The organism is Aminobacter anthyllidis (assembly GCF_018555685.1).
GTDB lineage: Bacteria > Pseudomonadota > Alphaproteobacteria > Rhizobiales > Rhizobiaceae > Aminobacter > Aminobacter anthyllidis.
Genome location: NZ_JAFLWW010000005.1, coordinates 41,108 through 65,327, shown reverse-complemented (window position 1 = coordinate 65,327; position 24,220 = coordinate 41,108). Strand labels below are relative to the sequence as shown.

Below are 24,220 nucleotides of genomic sequence, written 5' to 3'. Positions count from 1 at the left end.
TCTGGCAGAATACCATCAATCGCGGCGAAGGCGAGGCGACCAACGTAATCGTGAAAGATCAATTGAGTGCCGTTGATCGGTCGTGCGTCCTTCGACAAGCTCAGGATGAGGACGACAAGCTCAGGGTGAGGACTGTTTGCGCTATCGCCGTCTCGAAGTAGCGTTCAAGTCGAACTCTTCAACATGAACGCTGTCAGCACCAACGGTCCTTATCCTGAGCTTGTCGTCCTCATCCTGAGCTTGTCGAAGGACGCACGACCGACCAGCAAATCAAACTCGGTCCCGCCGCAGCTTCCAGTCCGCGGCCGTCAGGCCAGCCAGTCCGGTACCGAATCGAGGCCGATCAGCTCGTCATAGCTCTGGCGCTTGCGCACGACATGGAAACGGTCGCCGTCGACCAGCACTTCGGGGATCAGAAGCCGGGTGTTGTAGGTGCCGGCCTGGACCGCACCATAGGCGCCGGCGGTGCCGACGGCGATCAGGTCGCCTGCCTTGAGCTTCGGCAGGTCGCGGTCGAGGCCGAGATAGTCGCCGGTTTCACAGACCGGCCCGACGATGTCGACATTCATGCGCGGTGCATCGGCAGCAGCCTGCACCACCGGGCGGATGTCGTGATAGGCGTCGTAGAGCGTCGGCCTGATCAGGTCGTTCATCGCCGCGTCGACGATCAGGAAGTTCTTGGCGTCGCCTTCCTTCACGAAGATGACTTCCGACACCAGGATTCCGGCATTGCCGACGATAAGGCGGCCCGGCTCGAACATCACCTTGAGGCCGAGCTTGCCGACATGCTTGTGCACGATCCGGGCATAGGCGTCGGGCAAGGGCGGCGGCGAGTTGTCGGTCTTGTAGGGAATGCCAAGCCCGCCGCCGAGGTCGACATGGTCGATGGCGTGGCCGTCTGCCTTCAGCATGGCGACCAGCTCGACCAGCAGCGCGAAAGCGTCGTCGAAGGGCTGCAGTTCGGTGATCTGGCTGCCGATATGCATGTCGATGCCGGTCACCTTGAGACCGGGCAGGGCGGCTGCGCGGGCATAGACCTCACGCGCCCGCTGGCGCGGAATGCCGAACTTGTTTTCGGCAAGCCCGGTCGAGATCTTCTTGTGCGTCTTGGCGTCGACATCGGGGTTGATGCGCAGCGACACCGGTGCCGTCTTGCCGTTGGCTACCGCGCGCGCCGACAGCAGTTCGAGCTCCGGCTCGGATTCGACGTTGAAGCACAAGATGCCGGCCTTGAGCGCGAAGTCCATCTCGCGCGCCGTCTTGCCGACGCCCGAAAACACGATCTTCTCAGCCGGGATGCCGGCGGCCAGTGCGCGCCGCATCTCGCCTTCCGAAACCGTGTCGGCGCCGGCGCCGAGCCTTGCCAGCGTCGTCAGCACCGCCTGGTTGGAATTGGCCTTGAGCGCATAGCAGACCAGCGCGTCGAGATCGGCGAAGGCCTTTGAGAAAACCTGGAAATGGCGCGTCAGCGTCGCGGTGGAGTAGCAGTAAAACGGGGTGCCGACGGCAGCGGCGATATCGGTCAGCGCCACGTCTTCGGCGTGCAGGACGCCGTAACGATAGTCGAAATGGTTCACGGCAGCAGGCTTTCGAAAGGTGAGCGCGGCTCAAAGCAGCGGGTCGAGGATGAAAGGCTTGTCGGCGACCGGTTTCACCGGGGCGGGGCCAACAGGCTGGCCGGCCTTCTGCGCATCCTTCTGCGCCTGCACGGCGGCGTCATAAGGCGTGTCGAGATCGCCCTTGCGGCCGCAGGCCGAAACCATGCCGACCGCCGCCATCAGCCCGAGCGTCACCAAAATCCTGCCAGCGGTCATGACCCATCCATCCGAGAAAATTTCCCCGCCGCTTGTAGCGGAGATTTTTGGGCTTTGCACCCCGGCTCAATCAAGCTTTCGTCAGTCTCTTCTTCCAGTAGCGGATCTGTTTCTTCACTTCGACAGGTGCTGTGCCGCCAAATGAGGTCCGGCTCTTGACCGAGTTCTGCACCGACAGCACCGAAAAGATGTCGGCGGTGATGCCCGGATGGATCGACTGCAGGTCTTCGAGCGCAAGTTTTTCCAGGCCGAGCTTCTTGCTCTCGGCCAGCGCCACGGCACGGCCGGTGACATGATGCGCCTCGCGGAAGGGCAGGCCGATCTCGCGCACCAGCCAGTCGGCAAGGTCGGTCGCGGTCGAGTAGCCCGAGCCGGCGGCCTTCTTCATCGCCTGGTCGTTGATCGTCATGTCGCCGACCATGCCGGTCATCGCCGCCAGCATCAGGTCGAGCGTCTCGGCGGCGTCGAAAACCGCTTCCTTGTCTTCCTGCATGTCCTTGGAATAGGTCAGCGGCAGGCCCTTCATCACGGTCAACAGCCCGATCAGATGGCCGTTGACGCGGCCGGTCTTGGCCCGCACCAGCTCGGCGGCGTCGGGGTTCTTCTTCTGCGGCATGATCGACGAGCCGGTCGAATAGCTGTCCGACAGGCGCACGAAGCCGAATTGCGGCGTCGACCAGATCACGATCTCTTCGGCCAGCCGCGACATGTGGGTGGCGCAGATCGCGGCGATCGCCAGGAATTCGAGCGCGTAGTCACGGTCAGAGACGGAGTCGAGCGAGTTGCGGGTCGGCTCGCGGAAACCGAGCGCCTTGGCGGTTTGGAAACGGTCGATCGGGAAGCCGGTGCCGGCAAGGGCCGCGGCACCGAGCGGGCTTTCGTTCATGCGCTCGATGGCGTCGCGGACGCGGCTCAAGTCACGCGCGAACATCTCGACATAGGCCATGCAATGGTGGCCGAAGGTCACCGGCTGTGCCGTCTGCAGATGGGTGAAGCCGGGCATGACGGTTGCGGCGTGCTGCTCGGCGCGTTCGAGGAAGGCGGCGATCAGCCCCTTCAGCGCTGCAGCGACACGGTGGAACTCGTCCTTGACCCAGAGCCGGAAGTCGACGGCGACCTGGTCGTTGCGCGAGCGCGCGGTGTGCAGGCGCCCGGCGGAAGGGCCGATCAGCTCGGCCAGCCGCGACTCGATGTTCATGTGGATGTCTTCGAGGCGGGTCGAGAAGGCGAACTTGCCGTCTTCGATTTCTCGCAGGATCGTGTTCAGGCCGTGAGCGATTTTCTGTTGATCGTCGGCAGAAATAATGCCCGTTTCCGCCAGCATCTCGGAGTGGGCGACGGAACCCCGGATGTCTTGGGCGTAGAGCTTCTTGTCGAAGCCGATCGAGGCGTTGATCGCTTCCATGATCGCAGCCGGGCCCGAGGCAAAACGTCCGCCCCACATCTGGTTGCTGGCCTTCTTGTCGCTCATCGTGATACCCGGCTCCGGAGAAAATTGATTAGATGTCGGACCGCAGAAAAATGTTTCCAGCCCCACGCCATATCCTGGTTGCCGCCGTTGCGGGCGTGATCGCCGGCGCGGTCGCGGTATATGTCAGCACGACCCTTCCTGGCAACAAGACGCCGCAGCCGACCGTTGTTGCCGTCACCCGTGCCGCAAGCCCCGACGACAAGCTCTGCGCGGCGAAGGTCGAAAAGGCCAAGGCCGTCGGTGCCGCCGCCACCGGCCAGGTCGCGGCGATGATGCCGGCCGACCCGCCGCAGTCGCTGAAGACGCTCGCCTTCAACGATCCCCAGGGCAAGCCGATGACCATCGCCGACCATGCCGGGCGCACGCTTTTGGTCAATCTGTGGGCGACCTGGTGCGCGCCGTGCCGCGCCGAAATGCCGGCGCTCGATGCTCTGGAACGCGAGATGGGCGGCGAGGAGTTCGAGGTCGTGGCGATCAATGTCGACACCGGCGACGACACCAAGCCGAAGAAGTTCCTCGAGGAAACCGGCGTCGCCTCGCTCGGTCACTACCGCGACAACACGCTTGGCGTGTTCAATGATCTGAAGAAGCGCGGTCTGGCGCTCGGCCTGCCGGTCACGCTGTTGATCGATGGCGAAGGCTGCCTGCTGGCCAACATGAATGGCCCCGCCGAATGGGCCAGCCCCGACGCCAGGAAGCTGATCGAGGCCGCGCTGGCCAAATAAGGCCGGCTTAATAGGCTTGCGTGTCCACACACGTTTGCCGTGGCGCGACTGCAATTCCAGATTGCAGTGCCGGGGCCGCCATCTTCGCGGTTTTCTTCCGCGAAGGGTGCTCCGTGGCATATGCGTTCCATTTCCCGCCTTTCATTAGCCGGCGTTGCCGGCAGTTGAGACGAGTCTAATTCTCGGCAAATTGCTTTCGGTTTTTAAAAAAGCGAAAGCTTGTCATGAGGTTGTGGCGAAAGCGAAATCGAAGCGCGCCAAATGCGACCTTCATACGATCGCTACAAAACTGTTGTCGCGCTGTCATAATCCGACAATACTGGTCCATGCGGAACTAAACATTTCGCCAACCAGAACGGGAGCGAGACGATGAAGACCCTAGGCTTCGCGGCCGGAGTTGCCGCCACCATGACGCTGTTGTCCAGCACCTCCGCTTTCGCGGTCACCGAGATTTCATGGTGGCACGCCATGACCGGCGCGAACAACGAGGTCGTCAACCAGCTTTCCAAGGAATTCAACGAGAGCCAGAGCGACTACAAGATCGTTCCGGTTTTCAAGGGCACCTATCCCGAGACGCTGAACGCCGGCATCGCCGCCTTCCGCGCCAAGCAGCCGCCTGCCATCATGCAGGTCTTCGATGCCGGTACCGGCACGATGATGGGTGCCGAAGGCGCCATCAAGCCGGTCGCCGACATCCTGTCGATGGGCGGCCAGGCCTTCGACAAGAGCCAGTACCTGCCCGGTATCGTCGCTTATTATTCGAAGCCCGACGGCACCATGCTGTCGTTCCCCTACAACTCGTCCTCGCCGATCCTCTATTACAACAAGGACATCTTCCAGAAGGCCGGCCTCGACGTCGACAACCCGCCCAAGACCTGGGGCGAGGTCTGGGATGCCGCCAAGAAGATCAAGTCGAGCGGCGCTGCTCCTTGCGGCTTCACCTCGACCTGGCTGACCTGGATCCACACCGAGAATTTCGCCGCCTGGAACAATGTCTCCTACGGCACCAATGAAAACGGCATCGGCGGCACCGACGTCGAGCTCAAGATCAATGCGCCCGCCTTCGTCAAGCACTTCCAGGAGCTCGCCGACCTCGCCAAGGACGGCACCTTCAAATATGGCGGCCGCACCTCCGAGGCCAAGCAGATCTTCCTCGCCGGCGAATGCGGCATCTTCACCGAATCCTCGGGCGGTCTCGGCGATATCGTCAAGTCGGGCATGAACTACGGCACCGGCCAGCTGCCTTACGAGGCCGATGCAGCCGGTGCGCCGCAGAACACCATCCCCGGCGGTGCGTCGCTGTGGGTCTTCGCCGGCCTGCCGGACGAGCAGTACAAGGGCGTAGCCGCCTTCTTCAACTTCCTGTCGCAGACGCCGATCCAGGCCCGCCTGCACCAGGTATCTGGCTACCTGCCGGTCACGCTCGCCGCTTACGAAGAAACGAAGAAGTCGGGCTTCTACGACAAGAACCCGGCCCGCGAGATCCCGATCAAGCAGATGATGGGCAAGGCGCCGACCGAAAACTCGAAGGGCGTGCGCCTCGTCAACCTGCCGCAGGTCCGCGACATCGAGAACGAAGAGCTCGAAAAGATGCTCGCCGGCCAGCAGACCGCCCAGCAGGCGCTCGACAACACTGTCGCGCGCGGCAACAAGGCGATCCAGGAAGCGATCGGCAACTGACATCAGCCTGAAGCCATCGTAGCGCTGCCCCTCACCCTTACCCTCTCCCCGTGAAGAACGGGGAGAGGGGCGTCCACGTTGCCGCTTGTCCCTTCTCCCCGTTCTTCACGGGGAGAAGGTGCCGGCAGGCGGATGAGGGGCGGCATCAACGCCTGACGTCAGTCACGAGGCCCTCATTGTCCCCACGCGTCGTCTTTCCCAACAAGATCCTGCCCTACCTGCTGGTTGCGCCGCAGCTGGCGATCACGCTGGTGTTTTTCTACTGGCCGGCCAGCCAGGCGCTGCGCCAGTCGATGCTGAGGGAAGACCCGTTTGGCCTGTCGTCGAAATTCGTCTGGTTCGACAATTTCAAGAAGGTGCTGTCGGACCCCAACTATCTCAACTCGATCCAGGTCACGGCGATCTTCTCGATCTCGGTGGCGGCCGTCGCCATGGGCACGGCACTGCTGCTGGCCGTCATGGCCGAGAAGGTGGTGCGCAGCCGTGGCCTCTACCGCACGCTGATGATCTGGCCTTACGCCGTCGCGCCAGCAATTGCCGGCATGCTGTGGCTGTTTTTGTTCAACCCGTCGATCGGCTCGCTCGCTTATGGCCTGCGCTGGCTCGGCATCAACTGGGACCCGCTGCTCGACGGCGAGCAGGCGATGGCGCTGGTCGTTGCCGCAGCCTCGTGGAAGCAGATCAGCTACAATTTCCTGTTCTTCGTCGCCGGCCTGCAGGCCATCCCCAAGACGCTGATCGAGGCGGCGGCCATCGACGGTGCCGGCGAAAACAAGCGCTTCTGGACCATCGTCTTCCCGCTGCTGGCGCCCACCACCTTCTTCCTGCTCGTGGTCAACACCGTCTACGCCTTCTTCGACACCTTCGGCATCATCCATGCCGTGACAGGCGGCGGGCCGGGCAAGGCCACCGAGACGCTGGTCTACAAGGTCTACAATGACGGCTTCGTCAATCTGATCCTCGGCGACTCGGCGGCCCAGTCGGTGATCCTGATGGTCATCGTCATCGCGCTCACCGCCGTCCAGTTCCGTTATGTCGAAAAGAAGGTGCATTATGGCTGAGCCAAAGGCCCTTCCGCCGGCGAGTGGCCACGACAAGCTGATGATCGGCCAGTCGGTCACAGGCATCTATGTCGCGCATGCCATCCTGATCCTCGGCATCGTCATCGTCGCGTTCCCGATCTACTACACCTTCGTCGCCTCGACGCATTCGCTGCAGACCATCCTGCGGCCGCCGCTGCCGCTGCTGCCTGGCGACCGCTTCTTCGAGAACTACGCCGAGGCGCTGTTCGGCGGCGTTGGCCGCATCGGCGGCGTCAGTGTCGCGACGCTTTTGTTCAACACGACGGTCGTTGCGCTCGGCATCGCCATCGGCAAGATCATCATTTCCCTGCTGTCGGCCTATGCCATCGTCTTCTTCCGCTTTCCGCTCAGGATGACGTTCTTCTGGCTGATCTTCATCACCCTGATGCTGCCGGTCGAGGTCCGCATCCTGCCGACCTACAAGGTGATGGTCGATCTCGGCCTGATCGACACCTATACCGGGCTGATCGTGCCGCTGATCGCCTCGGCCACCGCCACACTGCTGTTTCGCCAGTTCTTCCTGACCATTCCGGGTGAACTGGTCGAAGCGGCGCGTGTCGACGGTGCCGGCCCATGGCGTTTCTTTTGGGATATCCTTTTGCCGCTGTCGCGCACCAACATCGCGGCACTGTTCGTCATCCTGTTCATTTATGGCTGGACACAATATCTGTGGCCGCTGCTCGTCACCAACCGCAACGACATGAACACCATCGTCATTGCGCTCAGGAAGATGATCTCGTTTGCCGATGCCGACACCGAATGGCATCTGGTGATGGTCACTTCCATGCTGGCCATCGTGCCGCCCATCCTGGTCGTTGTGCTGATGCAGCGCTGGTTCGTCCGCGGCCTCGTCGATACGGAGAAATAATGGCAACCGTCGATCTCAAGGACGTACGTAAAATCTATGCCGGCGGGGTCGAAGCGGTGAAGGGCGTGTCCATCGCCATTCCCGACAAGGCGCTGTGCGTGCTCGTCGGCCCCTCGGGCTGCGGCAAGTCCACGCTGCTGCGCATGATCGCGGGTCTTGAAACCATCTCGGCCGGCACCTGCTCGATCGACGGCAAGGTGGTCAATTCCATCGGCCCGACCGAGCGTGACATCGCCATGGTGTTCCAGAACTATGCGCTCTACCCGCATATGAAGGTCTACGACAACATGGCCTACGGCTTGCGCAACCGCGGCATGCCGAAGGACGAAGTCGACAAGCGCGTGCGCGGCACCGCCCAGACGCTGGAACTCGAGCATTTGCTCGAACGTCGCCCGCGCGAACTGTCGGGCGGCCAGCGCCAGCGTGTCGCCATGGGCCGCGCCATCGTGCGCAACCCCAAGGTCTTCCTGTTCGACGAACCGCTGTCCAACCTCGATGCCAAGCTGCGCGGCCAGATGCGCGTCGAGATCAAGAGCCTGCAACGCAAGCTCGGCGTCACCTCGGTCTACGTCACCCACGACCAGCTCGAGGCAATGACGCTGGCTGACGTTTTGGTGGTGATGAATGCCGGGCTGGTCGAACAGCTCGGCGCGCCGCTCGACATCTATGAAAAGCCGGCCTCGACGTTCGTTGCCTCCTTCATCGGCGCGCCGCCGATGAACCTTCTGCCGCTGCGCGGCGGCCAGCTCGAAGACGCCATCACGCTGCCGACTGTAACAGGCAATGCCACGACGATCGGCTTCCGGCCCGAGGACTGCGAGGTCGGTGCCGATGGAGCCACGTCGAGCGACGGCCTCAGGCTGATGGCCAATGTCGAAGGCGTCGAGCCGGTGGGGGCCGAGAGTTTCCTCTACTGCGCGGCGGGCGGCGGCAAGATCGTGGTGCGCGTGGCTGGTCGTACCGAGGTGCAGGTCGGCGACCAGTTGCCGATCTTTGCCCGGCGCGAAAAGCTGCACTTCTTCGGCAGCGACGGGAAGAGGGTCTGAAGCGGCACGGCAGACCCGTGGTGGCTGAGATCTGGCGCGGTTGCGCCGTCGTGCGTCCTTCGAGGCTCGCCCTTCGGGCCGAGCACCTCAGGATGAGGACCGTAGATGTTGGCAGCTAACCTGAGAGTTCGGAATGAGGCGGCGCCTGCGCAACCGATCCTCATCCTGAGGTGCTCGGCCCGAAGGGGCGAGCCTCGAAGGACGCATGACCCAGCAGCCCCAGCATTCACCCGGTAGCGCAAGCGGCCCTCATCCTGAGCCTGTCGAAGGACGCACGACCAGCCAACCGCAACCCCTTGAGCGGGATCGCTCGAATTTGAAGACCCGTGCTAACCTCCTGTTCATGCAGCCCGATCGAAGATCGTGTTCGGACCAAGGAGGTGGCAGGGTTGCCGGCATCGTTGAAGAAGCTTTCGCCAAGTGCATGGTTGCAACTCGCGGGCTGGACCGTGTTCGGAACGCTCGGCTGCGTCGCCGTTTCGCTCGCTGTGACCCTGCTGCTTTTCCGCCATGCGAGCGCTGAAGTCCTCGATCTCGCCCTGATCGAGGCGACTGTCGTGCCGATCCTTCTGGCAGCACCTCTGTTCTTCTACCTGACGCTCAAGCTGCGCGAGCTGGCGGTCGTCAACCACAAGCTCGTCGTTGCCGCGTCGACCGACGCCTTGACCGCCTGCCTCAACCGCGGTGCCTTCTCTGCCCGTGTCGAGAATGTGCTCGCCCGCGAGATCGTTCGCCGGCGCGCCATGGGCGCGCTGCTGGTCATCGATGCGGATCACTTCAAGTCGGTCAACGACCGCTTCGGACATGCCGAGGGCGACGAGGCGCTGCGCATGATCGTTGCGGCGATCCAGCCCTGCCTGCGGCGGGACGACATGCTCGGCCGCCTTGGCGGCGAGGAGTTCGCCGTGTTCCTGCCGGGAGCGTCGCCAGTCAGCGCCGCCGACATCGCCGAGCGCATCCGCCGTTCGGTGGCCGAGGCACCTTTCCAGCCCGGAGGCACAAGCCACATGCTGACAGTCAGCGTTGGCGGGGCGGTGTTCGACCGGCCGGTGGTGTTCGACGAGCTGTTCCGCGTCGCCGACCTGCATCTCTATGAAGCCAAGGGCGCGGGGCGCAATCGCGTCGAACTCGCACCGATGCCGCCGGAGCAGACACCGGGCTGGTATACGCCTGCGCTATTGAACTGACGGCTGTCAGCGTGTCGGAACCGGGTGCTCGCCGCGGTAGTCGTAGAAGCCGCGCCCGGTCTTGCGGCCGAGCCAGCCGGCTTCGACATACTTCACCAGCAGCGGGCAGGGGCGGTACTTCGAATCCGACAGGCCGTCATGCAGCACCTGCATGATCGACAGGCAGGTGTCGAGGCCGATGAAGTCGGCGAGCTGCAGCGGACCCATCGGGTGGTTGGCGCCGAGCTTCATGGCGGTGTCGATGGCTTCGACCGTGCCGACGCCTTCATAAAGCGTGTAGATCGCCTCGTTGATCATCGGCAACAGGATGCGGTTGACGATGAAGGCCGGGAAATCCTCCGACACCGTCACCGTCTTGTCGAGGTTGCGGACGAATTCCTTCGACGCCTCGAAGGTCTTGTCTTCGGTGGCGATGCCGCGCACCAGCTCGACAAGCTTCATCAACGGCACCGGATTCATGAAGTGGATGCCGATGAAGCGTTCAGGACGATCGGTCTGGGCGGCAAGCCGCGTGATCGAGATCGACGAGGTGTTGGTGGCGAGGATCGCTTCGGGGTTGAGCTGCGGACACAGCTGCGCATAGATCTTGCGCTTGATCGTCTCGTCTTCGGTCGCCGCCTCGATCACAAGGTCGGCGCTGGCGAGGTCGGCCATCGCCGGCGCGGGCGAGATGCGGGCCATGGCTTCCTTGCGGGCCTGGTCCTCGAGCTTGCCCGAGGCGACCTGGCGCGCCAGATTGCCATTGATGGTGGCGATGCCCTTTTCGATGCGGTCGGGCGACAGGTCGTAAAGCAACACGTTGTAGCCGGCCAGCGCCGAGACATGCGCAATTCCGCCGCCCATCTGGCCAGCGCCGACAATGCCGATCGTCTCGATCTTACCCGTCATCACACCTATCCCGTCGAAGGCTTTTTTAGTTTTGTGCAATGCAAACTAAATGGCCGGGGTAGCACTCGTCTACCCCGGCCATCACATTTAAATACCTCACTCGTTTGGGCGTCAAAGCGCCTTTTCGAGTTCCGGCAGGATGACGAACAGGTCGCCGACGATGCCGTAGTCGGCAACCTGGAAGATCGGCGCTTCCTCGTCCTTGTTGATGGCGACGATGACCTTGGAGTCCTTCATGCCGGCGAGGTGCTGGATCGCACCCGAAATGCCGCAGGCGATGTAGAGATCGGGCGCCACCACCTTGCCGGTCTGGCCGACCTGCCAGTCGTTGGGGGCGTAGCCGGCATCGACGGCGGCGCGGGACGCGCCGACGGCGGCACCGAGCTTGTCGGCCACCGGCAGGATGACTTCCTGGAACTTCTCCGACGATCCGAGCGCGCGGCCGCCCGAGATGATGATCTTGGCCGAGGTCAGCTCCGGACGATCGCTCGCCGACAGCTTGTTTTCGACGAAGGTCGACAGGCCGGGATTGGCTGCTGCTGCAACCGTCTCGACGGCTGCAGAACCGCCTTCGGGTGCTGCCTGGAACGAGGCGGTGCGCACGGTGACGACCTTCTTCGCGCCTGATGCCTGTACCGTCTGGATGGCGTTGCCGGCATAGATCGGACGCTTGAAGGTGTCGGCCGAGACGACCTCGATGATTTCCGAGACCTGGGCGACGTCGAGCAGGGCGGCGACGCGCGGGGCGACGTTCTTGCCGGTCGAGGTCGCGGCCGCAACGATGGTGTCGTAGTTGCCAGCGAGGCCAACGATCAGTGCCGCCATCGGCTCGGCCAGGCGCTCGGTCAGTTCGTCGGCTTCGGCGAGCAGGACCTTGCGCACGCCCTTGAGCTTCGATGCAGCATCCGCGGCTGCCTTGGCGCCCTTGCCGGCAACCAGCACGTCGATGTCGGCGCCGATCTTGAGGGCGGCCGACAAGGCCTTGGCGGTCTGGTCGGAGAGCGAAGCGTTGTCGTGTTCAGCGATGAGGAGAATTGCCATGTTTTTGATCCCTTTCCGCTTCGCTTACAGGACGCCGGCTTCGTTGCGCAGCTTGTCGACCAGCTCGGCCGCGGTCTTGACCTTGATGCCCGCCTTGCGGCCACCCGGCTCCTCGGTCTTCAGCACCTTGAGGCGCGGAGCCACGTCGGCGCCGAAGTCTGCGGCCGACTTTTCGTCGAGCGGCTTCTTCTTGGCCTTCATGATGTTGGGCAGCGAGGCATAACGCGGCTGGTTGAGACGCAGGTCGACCGTCACGATCGCCGGCATCTTGAGCGCCACTGTCTGCAGGCCGCCATCGACTTCGCGCGTCACATTGGCGGTGTCGCCAGCGAGTTCGATCTTCGAGGCAAAGGTGCCCTGGGCCCAGCCGAGCAGGGCTGCCAGCATCTGGCCGGTCTGGTTCGAATCGTCGTCGATCGCCTGCTTGCCGAGCAGCACCAGGCCCGGCTTCTCAGCCTCGACCACGCCCTTCAGCACCTTGGCGACGCCGAGCGGCTCGACGGCTTCGTCGACCTTGACCAGGATCGCGCGATCGGCACCCATGGCGAGCGCGGTACGCAGCGTTTCCTGCGCCTGGGCAGGTCCGATCGAAACGACGATGATCTCTTCGACCTTGCCGGCTTCCTTGAGGCGGATCGCCTCTTCGACCGCGATCTCGTCGAACGGATTCATCGCCATCTTGACGTTGGCGAGTTCGACGCCCGAGCCGTCGCTCTTCACGCGCACCTTCACGTTCGCATCGACAACCCGCTTCACCGGGACGAGAACTTTCATGGGCTGGTACCTCTCTGAACAGCGATATTGTGCGCGCTATAGCAGCGCTTGGGCCCACGCAATTGTCGATTGCCGACATATTGGGCGGAAAAACAGACTTGATCTCGCGCTTTTGGTGGCGGGAGGGCTGCCGCAAGCGGCCGGACCGTAGTTGCGGCTAACGTTAGCGTCAATATCTGCTTCAAGCTCAAATCGTTTGAAACAGACTGTGCCAACGGCCTCTATTGGCGGCCCCAGCGCGTCGTTGGCTGGGCGGTCGGCGGCTCGGGTGTCGAGGGCTCGGGCATGGCAGGCGCTTCGGTCTTTTCCGGGCGCGGCACAGCGTCTTCGGCGTCGGCAAACAGCGGCACGTCGCGCCGGCGCAGGATGAGCACCAGTACGGCGCCGGCAACGATGCCGCCGACATGGGCTGCCCAGCTGACTTCGTCGTCGCCGCCGATGGCGATCATCAGGAACTGGAAGCAGACCCACAGCACGAGCGGAATCCAGGCGGGAATGCGCAGCGGGATACGGGCGAAGGCCAGCACCCACACCTTCACCCGGGGGTAGAGGATCAGATAGGCGGCGACGATGCCGGCGATGGCCCCCGACGCGCCGATCAGCGGCATCTGCGAATCCGGCAGGATCAGCCCGTGCAGGAAGGCGCCGGCGACGGCGCACAGCAGGTAGAACACCAGGAAGCGGAAATGGCCGAGCGCGTCTTCGACATTGTCGCCAAACACCCACAGAAACAGCATGTTGCCGCCGAGATGGAAGATGTCACCATGCAGGAAGGAATAGGTGATGTAGCTCAGGTTCTCCGGGATGATGGCGAGATCCGGCGACAGTTCGGCAAGGTCATGCACCACCGAGGGGATGTAACCGAGCCCGAGCACGGCTGCGGTGGCAAACTCCTCGCCGCCGACCGACGTCATCAGGTAGACGATGACGTTGACGGCGATCAGGCCCAAGGTCACATACTGCATCTTGATATGGCGCAGATGGTTTGAATCGTAGAGCGGAATGAACATGCGGCTCGCTTCCGCCCTCCCGGCGATGACATCGACCCGAATCCGGTTTCGGAAGGTCGATTGCGTGAATTCAAACTGTCGGCTGATCAGCGGTTCTTGCCGGGAACCCATAGCACATCGGCTTTTCCGTTGTCATTGACCACGCGGGCGGCAACAAACAACAGGTCGGAAACGCGGTTGATGTAGCGGATGCCCTCGCGGTTGACGTGCTCGTTCGCATCCTGCGCCAGCGCCACCATCACGCGTTCGGCGCGGCGAGCGACCGTGCGGGCAAGATGAAGCGCCGCCGCTGCCGGCGAGCCGCCATTCAGCACGAAGGACCGCAGCGGTTCGAGCCCTGCATTCAGCCTGTCGATGTCGGCTTCGATGCGCGCGGTCTGGCTGGCGATGATGCGCAGCGGCTCGTAGCCCAGATCCTTGCCGGTGTCGGGCGTCGACAGATCGGCGCCCAGGTCGAACATGTCGTTTTGGATGCGGTAAAGCATGGCGTCGATGTCGGGATGTTCTGACGCCGTATGCACCCGCGCCAAACCGATGCAGGCATTGGCCTCGTCGACGGCGCCATAGGCTTCGACGCGCAGGTCCGATTTCAGCCGCCGCTCGCCGGAGCCAAGTCCCGTCGTGCCGTCATCGCCGGTGCGGGTGTAGATCTTGTTGAGCTTGACCATCAGCGCTCCGCTCAGCCGCCACGGGTGAAGTAGAGGGTCAAAAGGATAAACGCCAGCGCCACTGCCTGGAGCAGCACGCGGGCCTGCATCAGCTTGTTCGAGGTGTTGCCGGAGCCGCCGCGCAGCATGTGGACCAGGCCGCGGATCAGCACGACCACGACTGCAAACATGAAGACGACGGCGAGGATGTTGAAGACGGTAGCCATTTGGGTATCCAGTTCAGTCGGCGGCCGGTCAGGCTTGGCGGGCCAGTATTCTGTAGAGCAGCGAGGCGGGCAATATCCGCTTCAGCACGACGCCGATTCTCGCCGGCGTGGTGACAACATAATGCGGACGCGGGCGGGGCGACAGCAGGGCGTGTCGCAATACCGCATGGACCGCTTCCGGCCCAAGTTTCAGCCGCGATTTCGAGCCGCCGCTGGACAGCCTGGCGAGCTGGGCGCGATAGGCTTCGTGATGCGCGGAGTTCTCATGGTCGATGTAGCGCAGGAACCAGGTCAGCCCGTTGGTGGCAATCTTCGATTTCACTGGACCAGGCTCGATCATCGAGACGTGGATGCCGCTGCCTGAAAGCTCCTGGCGCATGCACAGCATCAGCCCTTCGAGCGCGTGCTTGGAGGCGGCATAGGCGCCGCGGAAAGGCACTGGCGTCAGCCCGAGGATCGACGAGCAGTTGACGATCCGGCCATGGCCTTGCGCGCGCATCACCGGCACCAGCCGCCGGGTCAGGTCGTGCCAGCCGAAGAAATTGGCCTCGAACTGGTCACGCAGTGCTGCCATCGGCAGGTCCTCGACAGCGCCAGGCTGGGCATGCGCACCATTGTTGAACAGCGCGTCGAGCCTGCCGCCGGTGCGTTCGAGCACGGTTTTCACCAGCGCTTCGATCGATTGCGGCTCGGCATAGTCGAGATGGATCGCTTCGAGCCCGTCGGTTTCCAGTGCCGCCAGGTCCTCCGCCTTGCGGGCGGTGGCGAACACGCGCCAGCCTTCGGCCTTCAGCGCACGCGCACAATAAGCACCGATGCCCGACGACGCGCCGGTCACGATTATCGTGCGTAACTCCTTGATCGGGTTCACGTCGTTGCCGCCAACACTTGCCAACTGGGGTAAACCCTTCCCATATTCGCGCCCTGGAAACAATCGGACGGAGCGGTAAACTGGACCTGATGCGCAGGATCGTCGCCACAAGGCGCGTGCTCTTTGACGCAGCCGGTCATTTCCATGACGACGACGGCTGGGCGATGGCCAGTCATCTTGCAATCTCGGCGCTGATGGCGCTGTTTCCGTTCCTGATCTTCGCCACCACGCTCGCCAGTTTCCTTGGCGCCGACGCGTTCGCCGAAACCGCCGTGCACCTGGTCTTCGACACCTGGCCCGACCAGATCGCGGCCCCGATCGCACGCGAGGTGGTCAACGTGCTGACCGTGCCGCGCACCGATCTTCTGACCTACGGCGTTGTACTTGCGGCCTACTTCGCCTCCAACGGCGTCGAGGCGCTGCGCACCTCGCTCAACCGCGCCTACCGCATCACCGAGACCCGCACCATCTGGTACCGGCGCACCCAGAGCCTGATTTTCGTGCTGATCGCCACGATCAGCTTCGTTGCCATCTCCGTGCTCTTGGTGTTCGCGCCGATCATCGCGCGCATCCTCGAGGCCAAGTTCGAATGGATCCAGCCCTATATGGGCACCATCACCGTCTGGCGCTTCTCCATCGCCTCGGCGGTCATCGTCTTCGGCCTGTTTGCCGTGCACATGTGGCTGCCGGCCGGCCGCCGGCGCTTCTTCAGCATCATCCCCGGCATCGTCTTCACGCTGGTCGCCTGGGTCGTCGGATCGACGATCTTCGCCGCCTATCTCGACACCTTCTCGTCCTACGTCACCACCTATGCCGGCCTCGCCTCGATCATGATCGCGGTGGTCTTCCTCTATATCGTATCGGCGATCTTCATCCTTGGCGGCGAACTCAACGCCGCGATCAGCCGCTATCTCGAGGCTCGCGCCCGGGTCCCCGGCTGAGCCGTCGCAAGACCGACGCCGAGCGTGGCGATCGCCATGCCGACGAGCTGGATAGCCGACAGCTGCTCGCCGAACAGCGCCCAGGCGATGACCGCCGTCACCGACGGCACGAGGTAGAACAGCGAAGCGACCTTCGACATGGCACCGTCGCGGATCATCACCATCAAAAGGAAGATCGCGCCGATCGACAACACGAAGACCAGCCAGGTCATGGCGAAGATCAGTTCGCCATTCACCGTCATCTGTTGTTTCTCGAAGATCATCGAGGCAACCGTCGTCAGGATCGCCGCGCCGACATATTGCCAGAAGGTGCCCGTCACCAAGTCGCCTGTGGTGCCGACCCGCTTCTGCCAGATGGTGCCAGCGCTGATTCCGGCCATGGCGATGACCGACGCGGTCAAGGTCTGCCAGGTCACGCCGCCGCCGAGTGCGCCGAGCTTGGGCGAGAGCACGATCACCACGCCAACAAAGCCGACGGCGAGCCCGACCCAGTGGCGTGGCTTGATCTCCTCGCCAAGCAGCTTGCCGGCCAGCACGGCGGTGACCAGCGGCTGGAGGCCTGCGATGAGTGCCGACAGGCCCGCCGGCAATCCCTGGTGGATCGCCCAGAACACGCCGCCGAGATAGACCCCGTGCAGGAGCATGCCGATCAGCACGGCGTGAAGGGCGGCACGCCGTGGCAGCCTGGCCGAGCCGAGCACCAGCATCACCGCGCCGAGCAGCAGGAAGGCGAGCACGAAGCGCACGGCAAGGAAGGTGAAGGGCTCGGCCCAGGGCATGGCGTAACGCGCGCCGATGAAGCCGGTCGCCCACAGCAACACGAAGGTGGCCGGGATCAGCCGCTTGGGAGAGGACGTCATGGCACACCGGGCGTTGCCGGACGCCGCGCCCGGAAAGGAAGTTTTACCGGGATCGCTCTAATGCCGAATATTCGAACAAGCAAAATGAAACGATTGATCCATAGATTCATCGGACCTGATCTGACCACCCGATCCGGATGACGCTTGCCCGGGAGGCGGCCTGGGAGAACTGCACAATCGGCCTCTGAAAGGACCGAGGATGTTGTGGAATCTCGACCCGGGCTGGTTGATGATGGCGATCGCCTTCGTCGCCGTCATGGCGTTCTTCTTTGGCGCTGCACTCGACGCCATCATGAAGGACGACGGCTTTGGCCCGACCGGCAACATGGCGCTGTTCACCGCAGGTTTCTTCGGCGGGGTGCTCGTCGCCAACAGCTACGGCATTACATTGCGCGACCTGCAACTGGCGACCGCCTGGGGGCTTGGCGGCGCCTTCGCCTTGATCAGCGTGCTTGCGCTGATCAAGGCGGCAATCACCCGGATGCTACAACCCTAGCATTGCCTTCACCGTGTCTGGCGTCTCACCGGCCTCGCGCAACGCGGCGAGGCCGGTGTCGCGTTGGCTTTTCGACAGCTTGCGCCCGTCCGGGCCGAGCACCAGCCGGTGATGAAAATAGCTTGGCTGCGGCAGGCCCAGCACCTGCTGCAGCAGGCGCTGCACCGAGGTGGCGAAGTAGAGGTCGAGGCCGCGCACGACATGGCTCACGCCTTGCAGCGCATCGTCGATAACCACCGACAGATGATAGCTTGTCGGAATCTCGCGCCGGGCGATGATCACGTCGCCCCATTGCTGCGCGTTGGCGGCTATGTCAGCGGTGACGGTCATTGCCCCGTCCGTCCATTCGCGCCAGTTCAATTCGCCTGGCAGCCGCGCCAACGCTTCGGCCGTATCGAGCCGCCAGGCGAAGGGCGCTCCTGAATCGATGCGCCGCTGGCGCTCGCGCTTCGACATCTGCTTGTCTGTGCCGGGATATACCGGTGCGCCGTCGGGGTCGCGCGGCCAGCTTTTGCCTGATGCCTCGTGCTCCATGATCGCGCCACGGATCTCGCCCCGGCTCATGAAGGCCGGATAGACAAGCTCATCCTGCTTCAGTCGCTCCAGCGCTGCCTCGTACTCGCCAAAATGCTCCGACTGCCGGCGCACAGGCCCTTCCCAGGCCATGCCGAGCCAAGCCAGGTCGTTTAAAATCGCGGCCTCAAATTCCGGAGTGCAGCGGGTCACGTCGATGTCTTCGATGCGCAGCAACAGCCGTCCGCCAATGGTTGCTGCCATCTTCTGGTTGGTCAGCGCCGACAGCGCGTGGCCGAGATGCAGTTCGCCATTCGGGCTTGGTGCGAAGCGGAAGACAGGAGCGGTCATGAGCGTTGCGGTTTCGGATTGAAGGTTTGCCTTGCCGATTGCTACGTTGCCCGCCGCAACCTAACAAGTGACGCCATGCGCCGGATCTCCAATCTCGACGACGTCAATTTCGGCCTCGACGCGCTTTGCGCGCTCGACCCGCGGCTGGAGGCCGTGCGCGGCATGGCAGGGGAGGTGCCGCTCAGGTTGACCGAACCGGGCTTTGCCAGCCTCGCATCGATCATCGTTTCGCAGCAGGTGTCGACGGCGAGCGCCCGGGCGATCTTCGGTCGCCTGACGGCTCTTGTCGATCCGCTGACGCCAGAAGGACTACTTGCAGCCGGCGAGGATATGTTCCGCGAGGCGGGCCTGTCCCGGCCAAAGCAACGAACGCTGCTGGCGGTGGCGCGGGCCGCCGCCGAGGGCCTCGACCTCGACGGGCTCTGCCGCCTCGACGCGCAGGAGGCGATGGCGTCGCTGGTCGCCATATCAGGCATCGGTCCGTGGACGGCGGAGGTCTATCTGCTTTTCGCCGCCGGTCACCCCGACATTTTCCCGGCCCGCGATGTCGCGCTTCAATCGGCAGTCGGCCATGCGCTCGGCATCGATCCTCGCCCTGGCGAAAAGGCACTGATTCGGCTTGCCGAATCATGGGCACCGTGGCGAGGGGTCGCATCGCGGCTGTTCTGGGCGTATTATCGCGAGACCCGTGGTCGCGATGGCGCGCCGCCGGCCGGAAATCCTGCTTAAATCCGCAAATTCGCGGATTTTTGACTGGATATATGACCGACCAGACGCTTCACATTCCTGTCACCTCGGGCTTACAGTATTCGCGCCGTTAGGTTCGAGGACCAAGGAGGTAGTGGAAGTGACGGTTGCCGTGTCTCCGGATGGGCTCCCAGCACTAGTGCTGAATGCGGACTATCGTCCGCTCAGCTACTACCCGTTGTCGCTCTGGTCCTGGCAGGACGCGATCAAGGCGGTGTTCCTCGACCGCGTCAACATCGTCGCCGAATACGACCACGCTGTCTCTTCGCCGACCTTCTCGATGAAGCTGCCCAGTGTCGTCAGCCTGAAGCACTATGTGAAGCCGTCGCGCTATCCGGCCTTCACCCGTTTCAACGTGTTCCTGCGCGACCGCTTCCAGTGCCAGTATTGCGGCACGCCGGAGGATCTGACCTTCGATCACGTCATCCCGCGCCATAGCGGCGGGGCGACGACATGGGAAAACGTCGTCGCCGCCTGCTCGCCCTGCAATCTCAGGAAGGGCGGCATGATGCCGGCGCAGGCCAGGATGTGGCCGTTGCAGAAGCCGTTCCAGCCGACCGTGCACGATTTGCACAACAACGGCCGGCTGTTTCCGCCCAACCATCTGCACGAAAGCTGGATGGATTATCTCTACTGGGATGTCGAGCTCGAGCCGTGATGCAGGCTGATCTCCCCCCTTGTGGGGGAGATGTCCGGCAGGACAGAGGGGGGTGCGAAGGATCGCGACCCCACGGCGTTACTTCCTGAAAGCCCCGCGCAACGCCACTACCGCCAAAAACGCGCTGGCGAGTACGTTCCAGCCGGCGAAGGACAGGCCGAGCACGCGCAGTGCCGCGTCCTCGCAGCGTGGCGGCACGACATTGTTGAGCACGTCGAGCAGGCCCTTGCCGCCGGTGTCGATGGTGCCGCTGACCGCCGCGCAGTCGGTCGGGCCGGCCCACCAGCGCCATTCGACGCCGGCATGGTAGGCGCCGAGATAAAGCCCGTAGAGCATCAGCAGCCCGCCGACGGCCAGAAGCGCGCGGGTCAGCCAGGCCGGCCAGTGCAGCGCCGACGACAGTGCTGACAGCGCCATCAGCGGCACGCCGACATAATAGGGCGTGCGCTGCTCGAGGCAGAGCTTGCAGGGCAGGTAGCCGCCGATGTGCTGGAAGCCGAGTGCCGCGCCGACGACGACGGCCATGGCAATGGTGAGGAAGATTGCGGTCAGCGTCTGGCTGCGGCCGGTCGGGGAGGCGAGGGAGGTCATTCTTGGGTGCCCAGCTGTCGTTACCGGCATGTGCCGTTCAGTGGAGGTATTTGACGAGAAGATAGAGCAAAATGAGGGCGGCGGCGCCGAGGCCGGCCAGCAGGCCGAGCCGCTTCTCGATGAATTCACGAATCGGCTCGCCATAGGTGCGCAGCAGCCAGGCCAGGAAAAGGAACCGCGCGCCGCGGGCGACGATGGCCGAGACGATGAACCAGCCGAGCGGGAAGCTGACCACGCCGGCGAGAATGGTCACCACCTTGATCGGCGGCAGGTGGGAGAGGCCTGACGTGACCAGCATCAAGAGGATGATGCCGGCGCCGGAGGAGACCTTGAGGGCCTCGAACTCGTCATACTTGCCGTAGAATTCGAGCACCGGCTTTGCCACCGCCTCGAAGGCGTAGTGGCCGATGTACCAGCCGGCGATGCCGCCGAGCACCGAGGCCACGGTGGCGATGATCGCATAGCGGTAGGCCTTGTCGGGCCGCGACAGCGCCATCGGCAGATAGAGCACGTCTGCCGGCACGAGGAAGATAGAGCTTTCGACGAAGGCGATGAAGGCCAGCCACCATTCGGCGGATTTCCTTGCCGCGAGCGACAAGGTCCAGTCGTAGAGTCGGCGAAGCATCTGGCCCCCTTGAGATGTGCGCTGCCTGTTTAGGAAGAATTGCTGTGGCGCACAATGCTCGGGCGGTTCACGAATGCGAAAGCCGGAGTATCAAACACATTCTGTCGCAGCCGGGAACGACAGGCCGGCGACCGTTTGCGGCCGCCGGTCATTTCGGCGCGAGCTATGCCGCGCGGCCTGTCGCGGCGCGATACACGGGCTGCAACGCATCGAGTGCGAAGCTGCCCACGCCCACCGGCGCCAGCCCGTCGACAGCCTCGATGACGGCAGTCGCGTCCTCGGTCGAGAACCCGCCATAGAGTTCGATCAGGCCAAAGCCGGCCTGCGCCAGGTCCGCTGCGACTTTCGCGGCGCTTGCTCCGTCGGGGACGCGGACGAAATGCGTTTCCAGTGGCGGAAACACCGTCACCAAACGGTCCTGGTCTGGTTCGGCGTCGGTCTTCAGGATGATGAATGCCGCCAACGGCGGCTTGCCGTCGATGAAGGCCTGGTTGTAGGCGGCTGCCGGCTGCAGCGATTCGATGCCGAAGGTCACCGAGCTGACCTGCACGTCCGGGCCGACGACAGCCGAGACCTTGGGCCGCCATGCAGGTGAAATCCCGCCGCACAGTTCGATCAGCTTGGCTCCGTGCGCGGCAAGTTCATGCGCCACGGCGGGCGCCTGTATCGGGTCGCCGACAGCAACGATGGTGATCTTGCCGTCCGGCGTGTCCAGCACGCTTCGGTCAATGGTCGGGTCGGCGCCCGGAGCTTCGTAGATGAGGGCCTTGTCGATACGCATGATTACGTCCTTGCATGTCTTCGATGACATCAAGTTGCGACACAACTCTGATCTTGGTAATTGCTATTATTCCGCACTCACTGATCGAAGAAATCGAACTGTGCTTGATAATCTGACGCTGGACCAAATGCGGACCTTTGTCGCCGTCGTCGAGGGCGGCAGCTTTCGCGCCGGGGCCGCGCGGCTGTCGCGGGTGCAATCGGCGATCAGCCATGCCATCGGCAACCTCGAAGCCGAACTCAAGGTGCCGCTGTTTACCCGCACCGGCCGCAAGCCCGAGCTGACCGCCGAGGGGCAGGCACTGCTTGCGGACGCCAGGGCGATCCTGATCAAGGTCGACGCCATGCGCGCCCGGGCGCGCGGGCTGGGGCAGGGACTTGAGCTTTCGCTTGCGGTGGCGGTCGATCCGGTCATTCCACCAGGCATATTGGCCGGCGCGCTTTTCGACCTCAGGGCCGAACACCCCTCGGTCGGGGTCGCGCTGAAGACCCTGCCGATGCGCGCGGCACTGCATGCGCTGATCAACCGGCACTGCACGCTCGCCATCACCACCGACACGCAACGTGACAGCCTCGTCGAGGCCGAGTGCCTCGGCCCGGCGCAGCCCTTCGTCGCCATATGCGCGGCCCACCATCCGCTGGCGACGGCTCCCGCCGCCGGCTGGTCGGCTGTCGAATTGTCCGACCATTTGCAGATCGTCGTCAGCGATCCCTCGCCGATGACCGAAGGGCTGGATTTCGGTGTGTTGTCACCTGGCACCTGGCGCGTCAGCGATCTCGCCACCAAGCTGGCACTGATCCAGGCCGGCGTGGGCTGGGGTAACCTGCCGCTGTGGATGGTCGATGCCGATCTCGCCCGCGGCGTGCTCGTCCGCGTCACGGCAACCGCCATTGGCGCGCAGGCGGAGACGGCACTGACCGCCTACCTGCTCTGGCGCATCGACCAGCCGCTCGGCCCCGCCGCACTTCATCTTCGTGAACGGCTTGTGGTGCGTTTCGGCCAGGGCGTATAGCCGCGCTGCCGGGTCGCGGCGGCAAGCCCGATCCCTGTTGCTTGGCTGTGGCAAACAAACTGTTATGTCGTGTGAAGTTGCGCAAAGACGTGACTGCCCTGTTGACGGCGGGTAGCCCGACCGTATAGTCCGCGACCATTCTGTCCGTTTAGGGCAGGCCCCTATGGCGGAATTGGTAGACGCGCTCGACTCAAAATCGAGTTCCGCAAGGAGTGCTGGTTCGATCCCGGCTAGGGGCACCATTCGCCTTCATGCGGAAGCGTGGAACGGCTCAATGGTCAGCGGTGCCGCCGTTTGCACGTCGTCGGGGGAGTCATTCCGGCCACGAGCAGTTGAGGCAGAACCGCTTTCTGAAATACTACCAAAAATGACCCACCGCTGCGTTTGTCAGAATTTTAGGAACTGGTGTATCAGCCTATCGCGTAAACACCCTTCGTCCATGAACAGGCATTGCATATGCATGGGGAGCTTAGAGTAGCGATCGTCATCCATGCGTTCTACATGGATGCTTTCGATGAAATCCTCGACCTCGCCCGAACTCTACCCCGGCAATACAAGCTTTTTGTAACGACAGTGCCGGTTCATGAGGCCGCGGTCCGCATGCGGCTCGATGCTACCGGGCGAGACTTTAACCTTGGCGTGTTCGAAAACCGAGGCCGCGATGTCTTGCCATTGCTGCTGATGTTCCCGGAAGTTCGCGCCGAGGGTTTCGATCTCATCGTCAAGGTACATGCCAAGAAGTCGCCGCATCTGAGGGACGGGGACAGCTGGCGCCGCGTGCTGGTCTCCGCATTGCTGGAGCCTGCGGCGCTGCAGCGCCTGACTGCGGCGTTTGCTGCGGATCCGTCGCTGGGCATTGTTGGTCCTGACGGGCATTTCCTCTCGCTCACCCGCTACATGGGTGGAAATGAAGCGCGTGTCCTCGCCATCGCTCAGCGACTTGGTCTAGGTCGGCCGCAGGTGCTCAACGCCGGCTACTGTGCCGGAACCATGTTCATGGCACGCAGCGACGTCATCGCGCCGCTCGTTGATCTCGGTTTTTCAGCCAGGGACTTCGAGGCGGAAGCCAACCAGATCGACGGGACGATGGCGCACGCATTCGAACGCTGCCTTGGCCTCGGCGCTGTTGTGCTTAATCGCCGGATCGCCTCGAGTGAGGATCCTTTCGGACATGCCAGCTTCAACGACAGCTATGCCTTTGCCAGATGGCCACGCCGGTCGTCCGTCGCCGCGCGCCTGAAATCCAACTTCAAAGCCGCCCGAGCCAAGATCGGAAACGCGCTGCGGCGGATGCTGGCCAGGGTCGAATGAACG

General features: G+C 63.4%; 27 protein-coding genes and 1 tRNA gene. 13 read left to right on the top strand and 15 right to left on the bottom strand.

Translation table 11 applies throughout. The features are described from left to right. Positions 1-308: 308 nt before the first annotated feature. The 3 genes from lysA to argH form a co-directional block, all read right to left on the bottom strand. Positions 309-1,577: a diaminopimelate decarboxylase gene (gene lysA, locus J1C56_RS17320; protein WP_214391325.1), complete on the bottom strand. Its 1,269-nt coding sequence runs from the start codon at positions 1,575-1,577 to the stop codon at positions 309-311. 30 nt (positions 1,578-1,607) lie between these two features. Beyond that, positions 1,608-1,814, bottom strand: coding sequence for an LPS translocon maturation chaperone LptM (gene lptM / locus J1C56_RS17315; protein WP_214391324.1), 207 nt, complete (start codon positions 1,812-1,814; stop codon positions 1,608-1,610). Positions 1,815-1,884: 70 nt separating this feature from the next. Next, positions 1,885-3,285 (bottom strand): argininosuccinate lyase, encoded by a 1,401-nt coding sequence (argH, locus tag J1C56_RS17310; RefSeq protein WP_214391323.1) that lies wholly within the window; start codon positions 3,283-3,285, stop codon positions 1,885-1,887. A 32-nt stretch (positions 3,286-3,317) separates the two neighbouring features. Between argH and tlpA the strand changes: the two genes are divergently transcribed. The 6 genes from tlpA (at position 3,318) to J1C56_RS17280 (ending at position 9,873) form a co-directional block, all read left to right on the top strand. Further along, positions 3,318-4,010: a thiol:disulfide interchange protein TlpA gene (gene tlpA / locus J1C56_RS17305; RefSeq protein ID WP_214391322.1), complete on the top strand. Its 693-nt coding sequence runs from the start codon at positions 3,318-3,320 to the stop codon at positions 4,008-4,010. 369 nt (positions 4,011-4,379) lie between these two features. Then, positions 4,380-5,690, top strand: a complete 1,311-nt coding sequence (ugpB, locus tag J1C56_RS17300; RefSeq protein WP_214391321.1) for a sn-glycerol-3-phosphate ABC transporter substrate-binding protein UgpB — start codon at positions 4,380-4,382, stop codon at positions 5,688-5,690. A gap of 176 nt (positions 5,691-5,866) precedes the next feature. Then, a complete protein-coding gene (gene ugpA / locus J1C56_RS17295; protein ID WP_214391320.1) occupies positions 5,867-6,751 on the top strand; it encodes a sn-glycerol-3-phosphate ABC transporter permease UgpA in 885 nt (294 codons plus the stop codon). A gap of 40 nt (positions 6,752-6,791) precedes the next feature. Then, positions 6,792-7,640: a sn-glycerol-3-phosphate ABC transporter permease UgpE gene (gene ugpE / locus J1C56_RS17290; protein ID WP_214391819.1), complete on the top strand. Its 849-nt coding sequence runs from the start codon at positions 6,792-6,794 to the stop codon at positions 7,638-7,640. Continuing rightward, positions 7,640-8,686, top strand: a complete 1,047-nt coding sequence (gene ugpC / locus J1C56_RS17285) for a sn-glycerol-3-phosphate ABC transporter ATP-binding protein UgpC (RefSeq protein ID WP_214391319.1) — start codon at positions 7,640-7,642, stop codon at positions 8,684-8,686. Before ugpE ends, ugpC begins: the two co-directional genes overlap by 1 nt. A gap of 389 nt (positions 8,687-9,075) precedes the next feature. Then, positions 9,076-9,873, top strand: coding sequence for a GGDEF domain-containing protein (locus J1C56_RS17280; RefSeq protein ID WP_214391318.1), 798 nt, complete (start codon positions 9,076-9,078; stop codon positions 9,871-9,873). A gap of 6 nt (positions 9,874-9,879) precedes the next feature. Here the strand turns inward: J1C56_RS17280 and J1C56_RS17275 are convergent, their stop codons facing one another. The 7 genes from J1C56_RS17275 to J1C56_RS17245 form a co-directional block, all read right to left on the bottom strand. Beyond that, the gene (locus J1C56_RS17275; protein ID WP_214391317.1) at positions 9,880-10,761 is read right to left on the bottom strand and encodes a 3-hydroxybutyryl-CoA dehydrogenase; all 882 of its coding nucleotides are present in this window, start codon (positions 10,759-10,761) and stop codon (positions 9,880-9,882) included. A 111-nt stretch (positions 10,762-10,872) separates the two neighbouring features. Continuing rightward, complete coding sequence (locus J1C56_RS17270; RefSeq protein WP_214391316.1) at positions 10,873-11,802, bottom strand: electron transfer flavoprotein subunit alpha/FixB family protein; 930 nt, start codon at positions 11,800-11,802, stop codon at positions 10,873-10,875. Positions 11,803-11,826: 24 nt separating this feature from the next. Further along, positions 11,827-12,576: an electron transfer flavoprotein subunit beta/FixA family protein gene (locus tag J1C56_RS17265; RefSeq protein WP_214391315.1), complete on the bottom strand. Its 750-nt coding sequence runs from the start codon at positions 12,574-12,576 to the stop codon at positions 11,827-11,829. 221 nt (positions 12,577-12,797) lie between these two features. Next, positions 12,798-13,586, bottom strand: a complete 789-nt coding sequence (locus J1C56_RS17260) for a rhomboid family intramembrane serine protease (RefSeq protein WP_214391314.1) — start codon at positions 13,584-13,586, stop codon at positions 12,798-12,800. 86 nt (positions 13,587-13,672) lie between these two features. Next, on the bottom strand, positions 13,673-14,254 hold the full coding sequence (locus tag J1C56_RS17255; RefSeq protein ID WP_214391313.1) for a cob(I)yrinic acid a,c-diamide adenosyltransferase: 582 nt from the start codon (positions 14,252-14,254) through the stop codon (positions 13,673-13,675). Between the two features lie 11 nt (positions 14,255-14,265). Beyond that, entirely contained in the window at positions 14,266-14,460 is a 195-nt protein-coding gene (locus tag J1C56_RS17250) for a twin transmembrane helix small protein (protein WP_214391312.1), read from the bottom strand. A gap of 28 nt (positions 14,461-14,488) precedes the next feature. Then, positions 14,489-15,331: an SDR family oxidoreductase gene (locus tag J1C56_RS17245; protein ID WP_420797412.1), complete on the bottom strand. Its 843-nt coding sequence runs from the start codon at positions 15,329-15,331 to the stop codon at positions 14,489-14,491. Between the two features lie 89 nt (positions 15,332-15,420). Between J1C56_RS17245 and J1C56_RS17240 the strand changes: the two genes are divergently transcribed. Continuing rightward, positions 15,421-16,272 carry a YihY/virulence factor BrkB family protein gene (locus J1C56_RS17240; protein WP_214391311.1) on the top strand — a complete coding sequence of 284 codons (852 nt, stop codon included), beginning with the start codon at positions 15,421-15,423 and terminating at the stop codon, positions 16,270-16,272. On the opposite strand, the gene J1C56_RS17235 is transcribed toward J1C56_RS17240, so the two are convergent. Continuing rightward, the gene (locus tag J1C56_RS17235; RefSeq protein WP_214391310.1) at positions 16,239-17,132 is read right to left on the bottom strand and encodes a DMT family transporter; all 894 of its coding nucleotides are present in this window, start codon (positions 17,130-17,132) and stop codon (positions 16,239-16,241) included. The two genes, J1C56_RS17240 and J1C56_RS17235, sit on opposite strands and share 34 nt — an antisense overlap. 199 nt (positions 17,133-17,331) lie before the next feature. Between J1C56_RS17235 and J1C56_RS17230 the strand changes: the two genes are divergently transcribed. Continuing rightward, complete coding sequence (locus J1C56_RS17230) at positions 17,332-17,628, top strand: hypothetical protein (RefSeq protein ID WP_214391309.1); 297 nt, start codon at positions 17,332-17,334, stop codon at positions 17,626-17,628. On the opposite strand, the gene gluQRS is transcribed toward J1C56_RS17230, so the two are convergent. Next, the gene (gluQRS, locus tag J1C56_RS17225) at positions 17,617-18,492 is read right to left on the bottom strand and encodes a tRNA glutamyl-Q(34) synthetase GluQRS (protein WP_214391308.1); all 876 of its coding nucleotides are present in this window, start codon (positions 18,490-18,492) and stop codon (positions 17,617-17,619) included. The two genes, J1C56_RS17230 and gluQRS, sit on opposite strands and share 12 nt — an antisense overlap. A 75-nt stretch (positions 18,493-18,567) precedes the next feature. On the opposite strand from gluQRS, the gene J1C56_RS17220 reads away from it, so the two are divergent. Together J1C56_RS17220 and J1C56_RS17215 are read left to right on the top strand one after the other, a co-directional pair. Further along, positions 18,568-19,221, top strand: coding sequence for a DNA-3-methyladenine glycosylase family protein (locus J1C56_RS17220; RefSeq protein WP_214391307.1), 654 nt, complete (start codon positions 18,568-18,570; stop codon positions 19,219-19,221). A 118-nt stretch (positions 19,222-19,339) separates the two neighbouring features. Beyond that, entirely contained in the window at positions 19,340-19,897 is a 558-nt protein-coding gene (locus J1C56_RS17215; RefSeq protein ID WP_214391306.1) for an HNH endonuclease, read from the top strand. A gap of 78 nt (positions 19,898-19,975) precedes the next feature. Here the strand turns inward: J1C56_RS17215 and J1C56_RS17210 are convergent, their stop codons facing one another. The 3 genes from J1C56_RS17210 to J1C56_RS17200 all read right to left on the bottom strand — a co-directional run bounded on the left by J1C56_RS17210 (position 19,976) and on the right by J1C56_RS17200 (position 21,894). Then, positions 19,976-20,488 (bottom strand): disulfide bond formation protein B, encoded by a 513-nt coding sequence (locus tag J1C56_RS17210; protein ID WP_214391305.1) that lies wholly within the window; start codon positions 20,486-20,488, stop codon positions 19,976-19,978. 37 nt (positions 20,489-20,525) lie between these two features. Further along, entirely contained in the window at positions 20,526-21,113 is a 588-nt protein-coding gene (locus J1C56_RS17205; protein ID WP_214391304.1) for a YqaA family protein, read from the bottom strand. A 163-nt stretch (positions 21,114-21,276) separates the two neighbouring features. Continuing rightward, positions 21,277-21,894: a DUF6506 family protein gene (locus J1C56_RS17200; RefSeq protein WP_246591551.1), complete on the bottom strand. Its 618-nt coding sequence runs from the start codon at positions 21,892-21,894 to the stop codon at positions 21,277-21,279. Between the two features lie 100 nt (positions 21,895-21,994). Between J1C56_RS17200 and J1C56_RS17195 the strand changes: the two genes are divergently transcribed. The 3 genes from J1C56_RS17195 (at position 21,995) to J1C56_RS17185 (ending at position 24,217) form a co-directional block, all read left to right on the top strand. Continuing rightward, the gene (locus J1C56_RS17195; protein WP_214391303.1) at positions 21,995-22,906 is read left to right on the top strand and encodes a LysR family transcriptional regulator; all 912 of its coding nucleotides are present in this window, start codon (positions 21,995-21,997) and stop codon (positions 22,904-22,906) included. 157 nt (positions 22,907-23,063) lie between these two features. After that, positions 23,064-23,148, top strand: a tRNA-Leu gene (locus J1C56_RS17190). 214 nt (positions 23,149-23,362) lie between these two features. After that, the gene (locus J1C56_RS17185) at positions 23,363-24,217 is read left to right on the top strand and encodes a rhamnan synthesis F family protein (RefSeq protein WP_214391302.1); all 855 of its coding nucleotides are present in this window, start codon (positions 23,363-23,365) and stop codon (positions 24,215-24,217) included. Positions 24,218-24,220 lie beyond the last annotated feature (3 nt).

Coding starts and splice junctions, on each gene's coding strand:
- lptM (WP_214391324.1), bottom strand. CDS start 1,814: ATGACCGCTGGCAGGATTTTGGTGACGCTCGGGCTGATGGCGGCGGTC.
- argH (WP_214391323.1), bottom strand. CDS start 3,285: ATGAGCGACAAGAAGGCCAGCAACCAGATGTGGGGCGGACGTTTTGCC.
- tlpA (WP_214391322.1), top strand. CDS start 3,318: ATGTCGGACCGCAGAAAAATGTTTCCAGCCCCACGCCATATCCTGGTT.
- ugpB (WP_214391321.1), top strand. CDS start 4,380: ATGAAGACCCTAGGCTTCGCGGCCGGAGTTGCCGCCACCATGACGCTG.
- ugpE (WP_214391819.1), top strand. CDS start 6,792: ATGATCGGCCAGTCGGTCACAGGCATCTATGTCGCGCATGCCATCCTG.
- ugpC (WP_214391319.1), top strand. CDS start 7,640: ATGGCAACCGTCGATCTCAAGGACGTACGTAAAATCTATGCCGGCGGG.
- J1C56_RS17275 (WP_214391317.1), bottom strand. CDS start 10,761: ATGACGGGTAAGATCGAGACGATCGGCATTGTCGGCGCTGGCCAGATG.
- J1C56_RS17270 (WP_214391316.1), bottom strand. CDS start 11,802: ATGGCAATTCTCCTCATCGCTGAACACGACAACGCTTCGCTCTCCGAC.
- J1C56_RS17265 (WP_214391315.1), bottom strand. CDS start 12,576: ATGAAAGTTCTCGTCCCGGTGAAGCGGGTTGTCGATGCGAACGTGAAG.
- J1C56_RS17260 (WP_214391314.1), bottom strand. CDS start 13,586: ATGTTCATTCCGCTCTACGATTCAAACCATCTGCGCCATATCAAGATG.
- J1C56_RS17255 (WP_214391313.1), bottom strand. CDS start 14,254: ATGGTCAAGCTCAACAAGATCTACACCCGCACCGGCGATGACGGCACG.
- J1C56_RS17250 (WP_214391312.1), bottom strand. CDS start 14,460: ATGGCTACCGTCTTCAACATCCTCGCCGTCGTCTTCATGTTTGCAGTC.
- J1C56_RS17240 (WP_214391311.1), top strand. CDS start 15,421: ATGCGCAGGATCGTCGCCACAAGGCGCGTGCTCTTTGACGCAGCCGGT.
- J1C56_RS17235 (WP_214391310.1), bottom strand. CDS start 17,132: ATGACGTCCTCTCCCAAGCGGCTGATCCCGGCCACCTTCGTGTTGCTG.
- J1C56_RS17230 (WP_214391309.1), top strand. CDS start 17,332: ATGTTGTGGAATCTCGACCCGGGCTGGTTGATGATGGCGATCGCCTTC.
- gluQRS (WP_214391308.1), bottom strand. CDS start 18,492: ATGACCGCTCCTGTCTTCCGCTTCGCACCAAGCCCGAATGGCGAACTG.
- J1C56_RS17220 (WP_214391307.1), top strand. CDS start 18,568: ATGCGCCGGATCTCCAATCTCGACGACGTCAATTTCGGCCTCGACGCG.
- J1C56_RS17210 (WP_214391305.1), bottom strand. CDS start 20,488: ATGACCTCCCTCGCCTCCCCGACCGGCCGCAGCCAGACGCTGACCGCA.
- J1C56_RS17205 (WP_214391304.1), bottom strand. CDS start 21,113: ATGCTTCGCCGACTCTACGACTGGACCTTGTCGCTCGCGGCAAGGAAA.
- J1C56_RS17200 (WP_246591551.1), bottom strand. CDS start 21,894: ATGCGTATCGACAAGGCCCTCATCTACGAAGCTCCGGGCGCCGACCCG.
- J1C56_RS17185 (WP_214391302.1), top strand. CDS start 23,363: ATGCATGGGGAGCTTAGAGTAGCGATCGTCATCCATGCGTTCTACATG.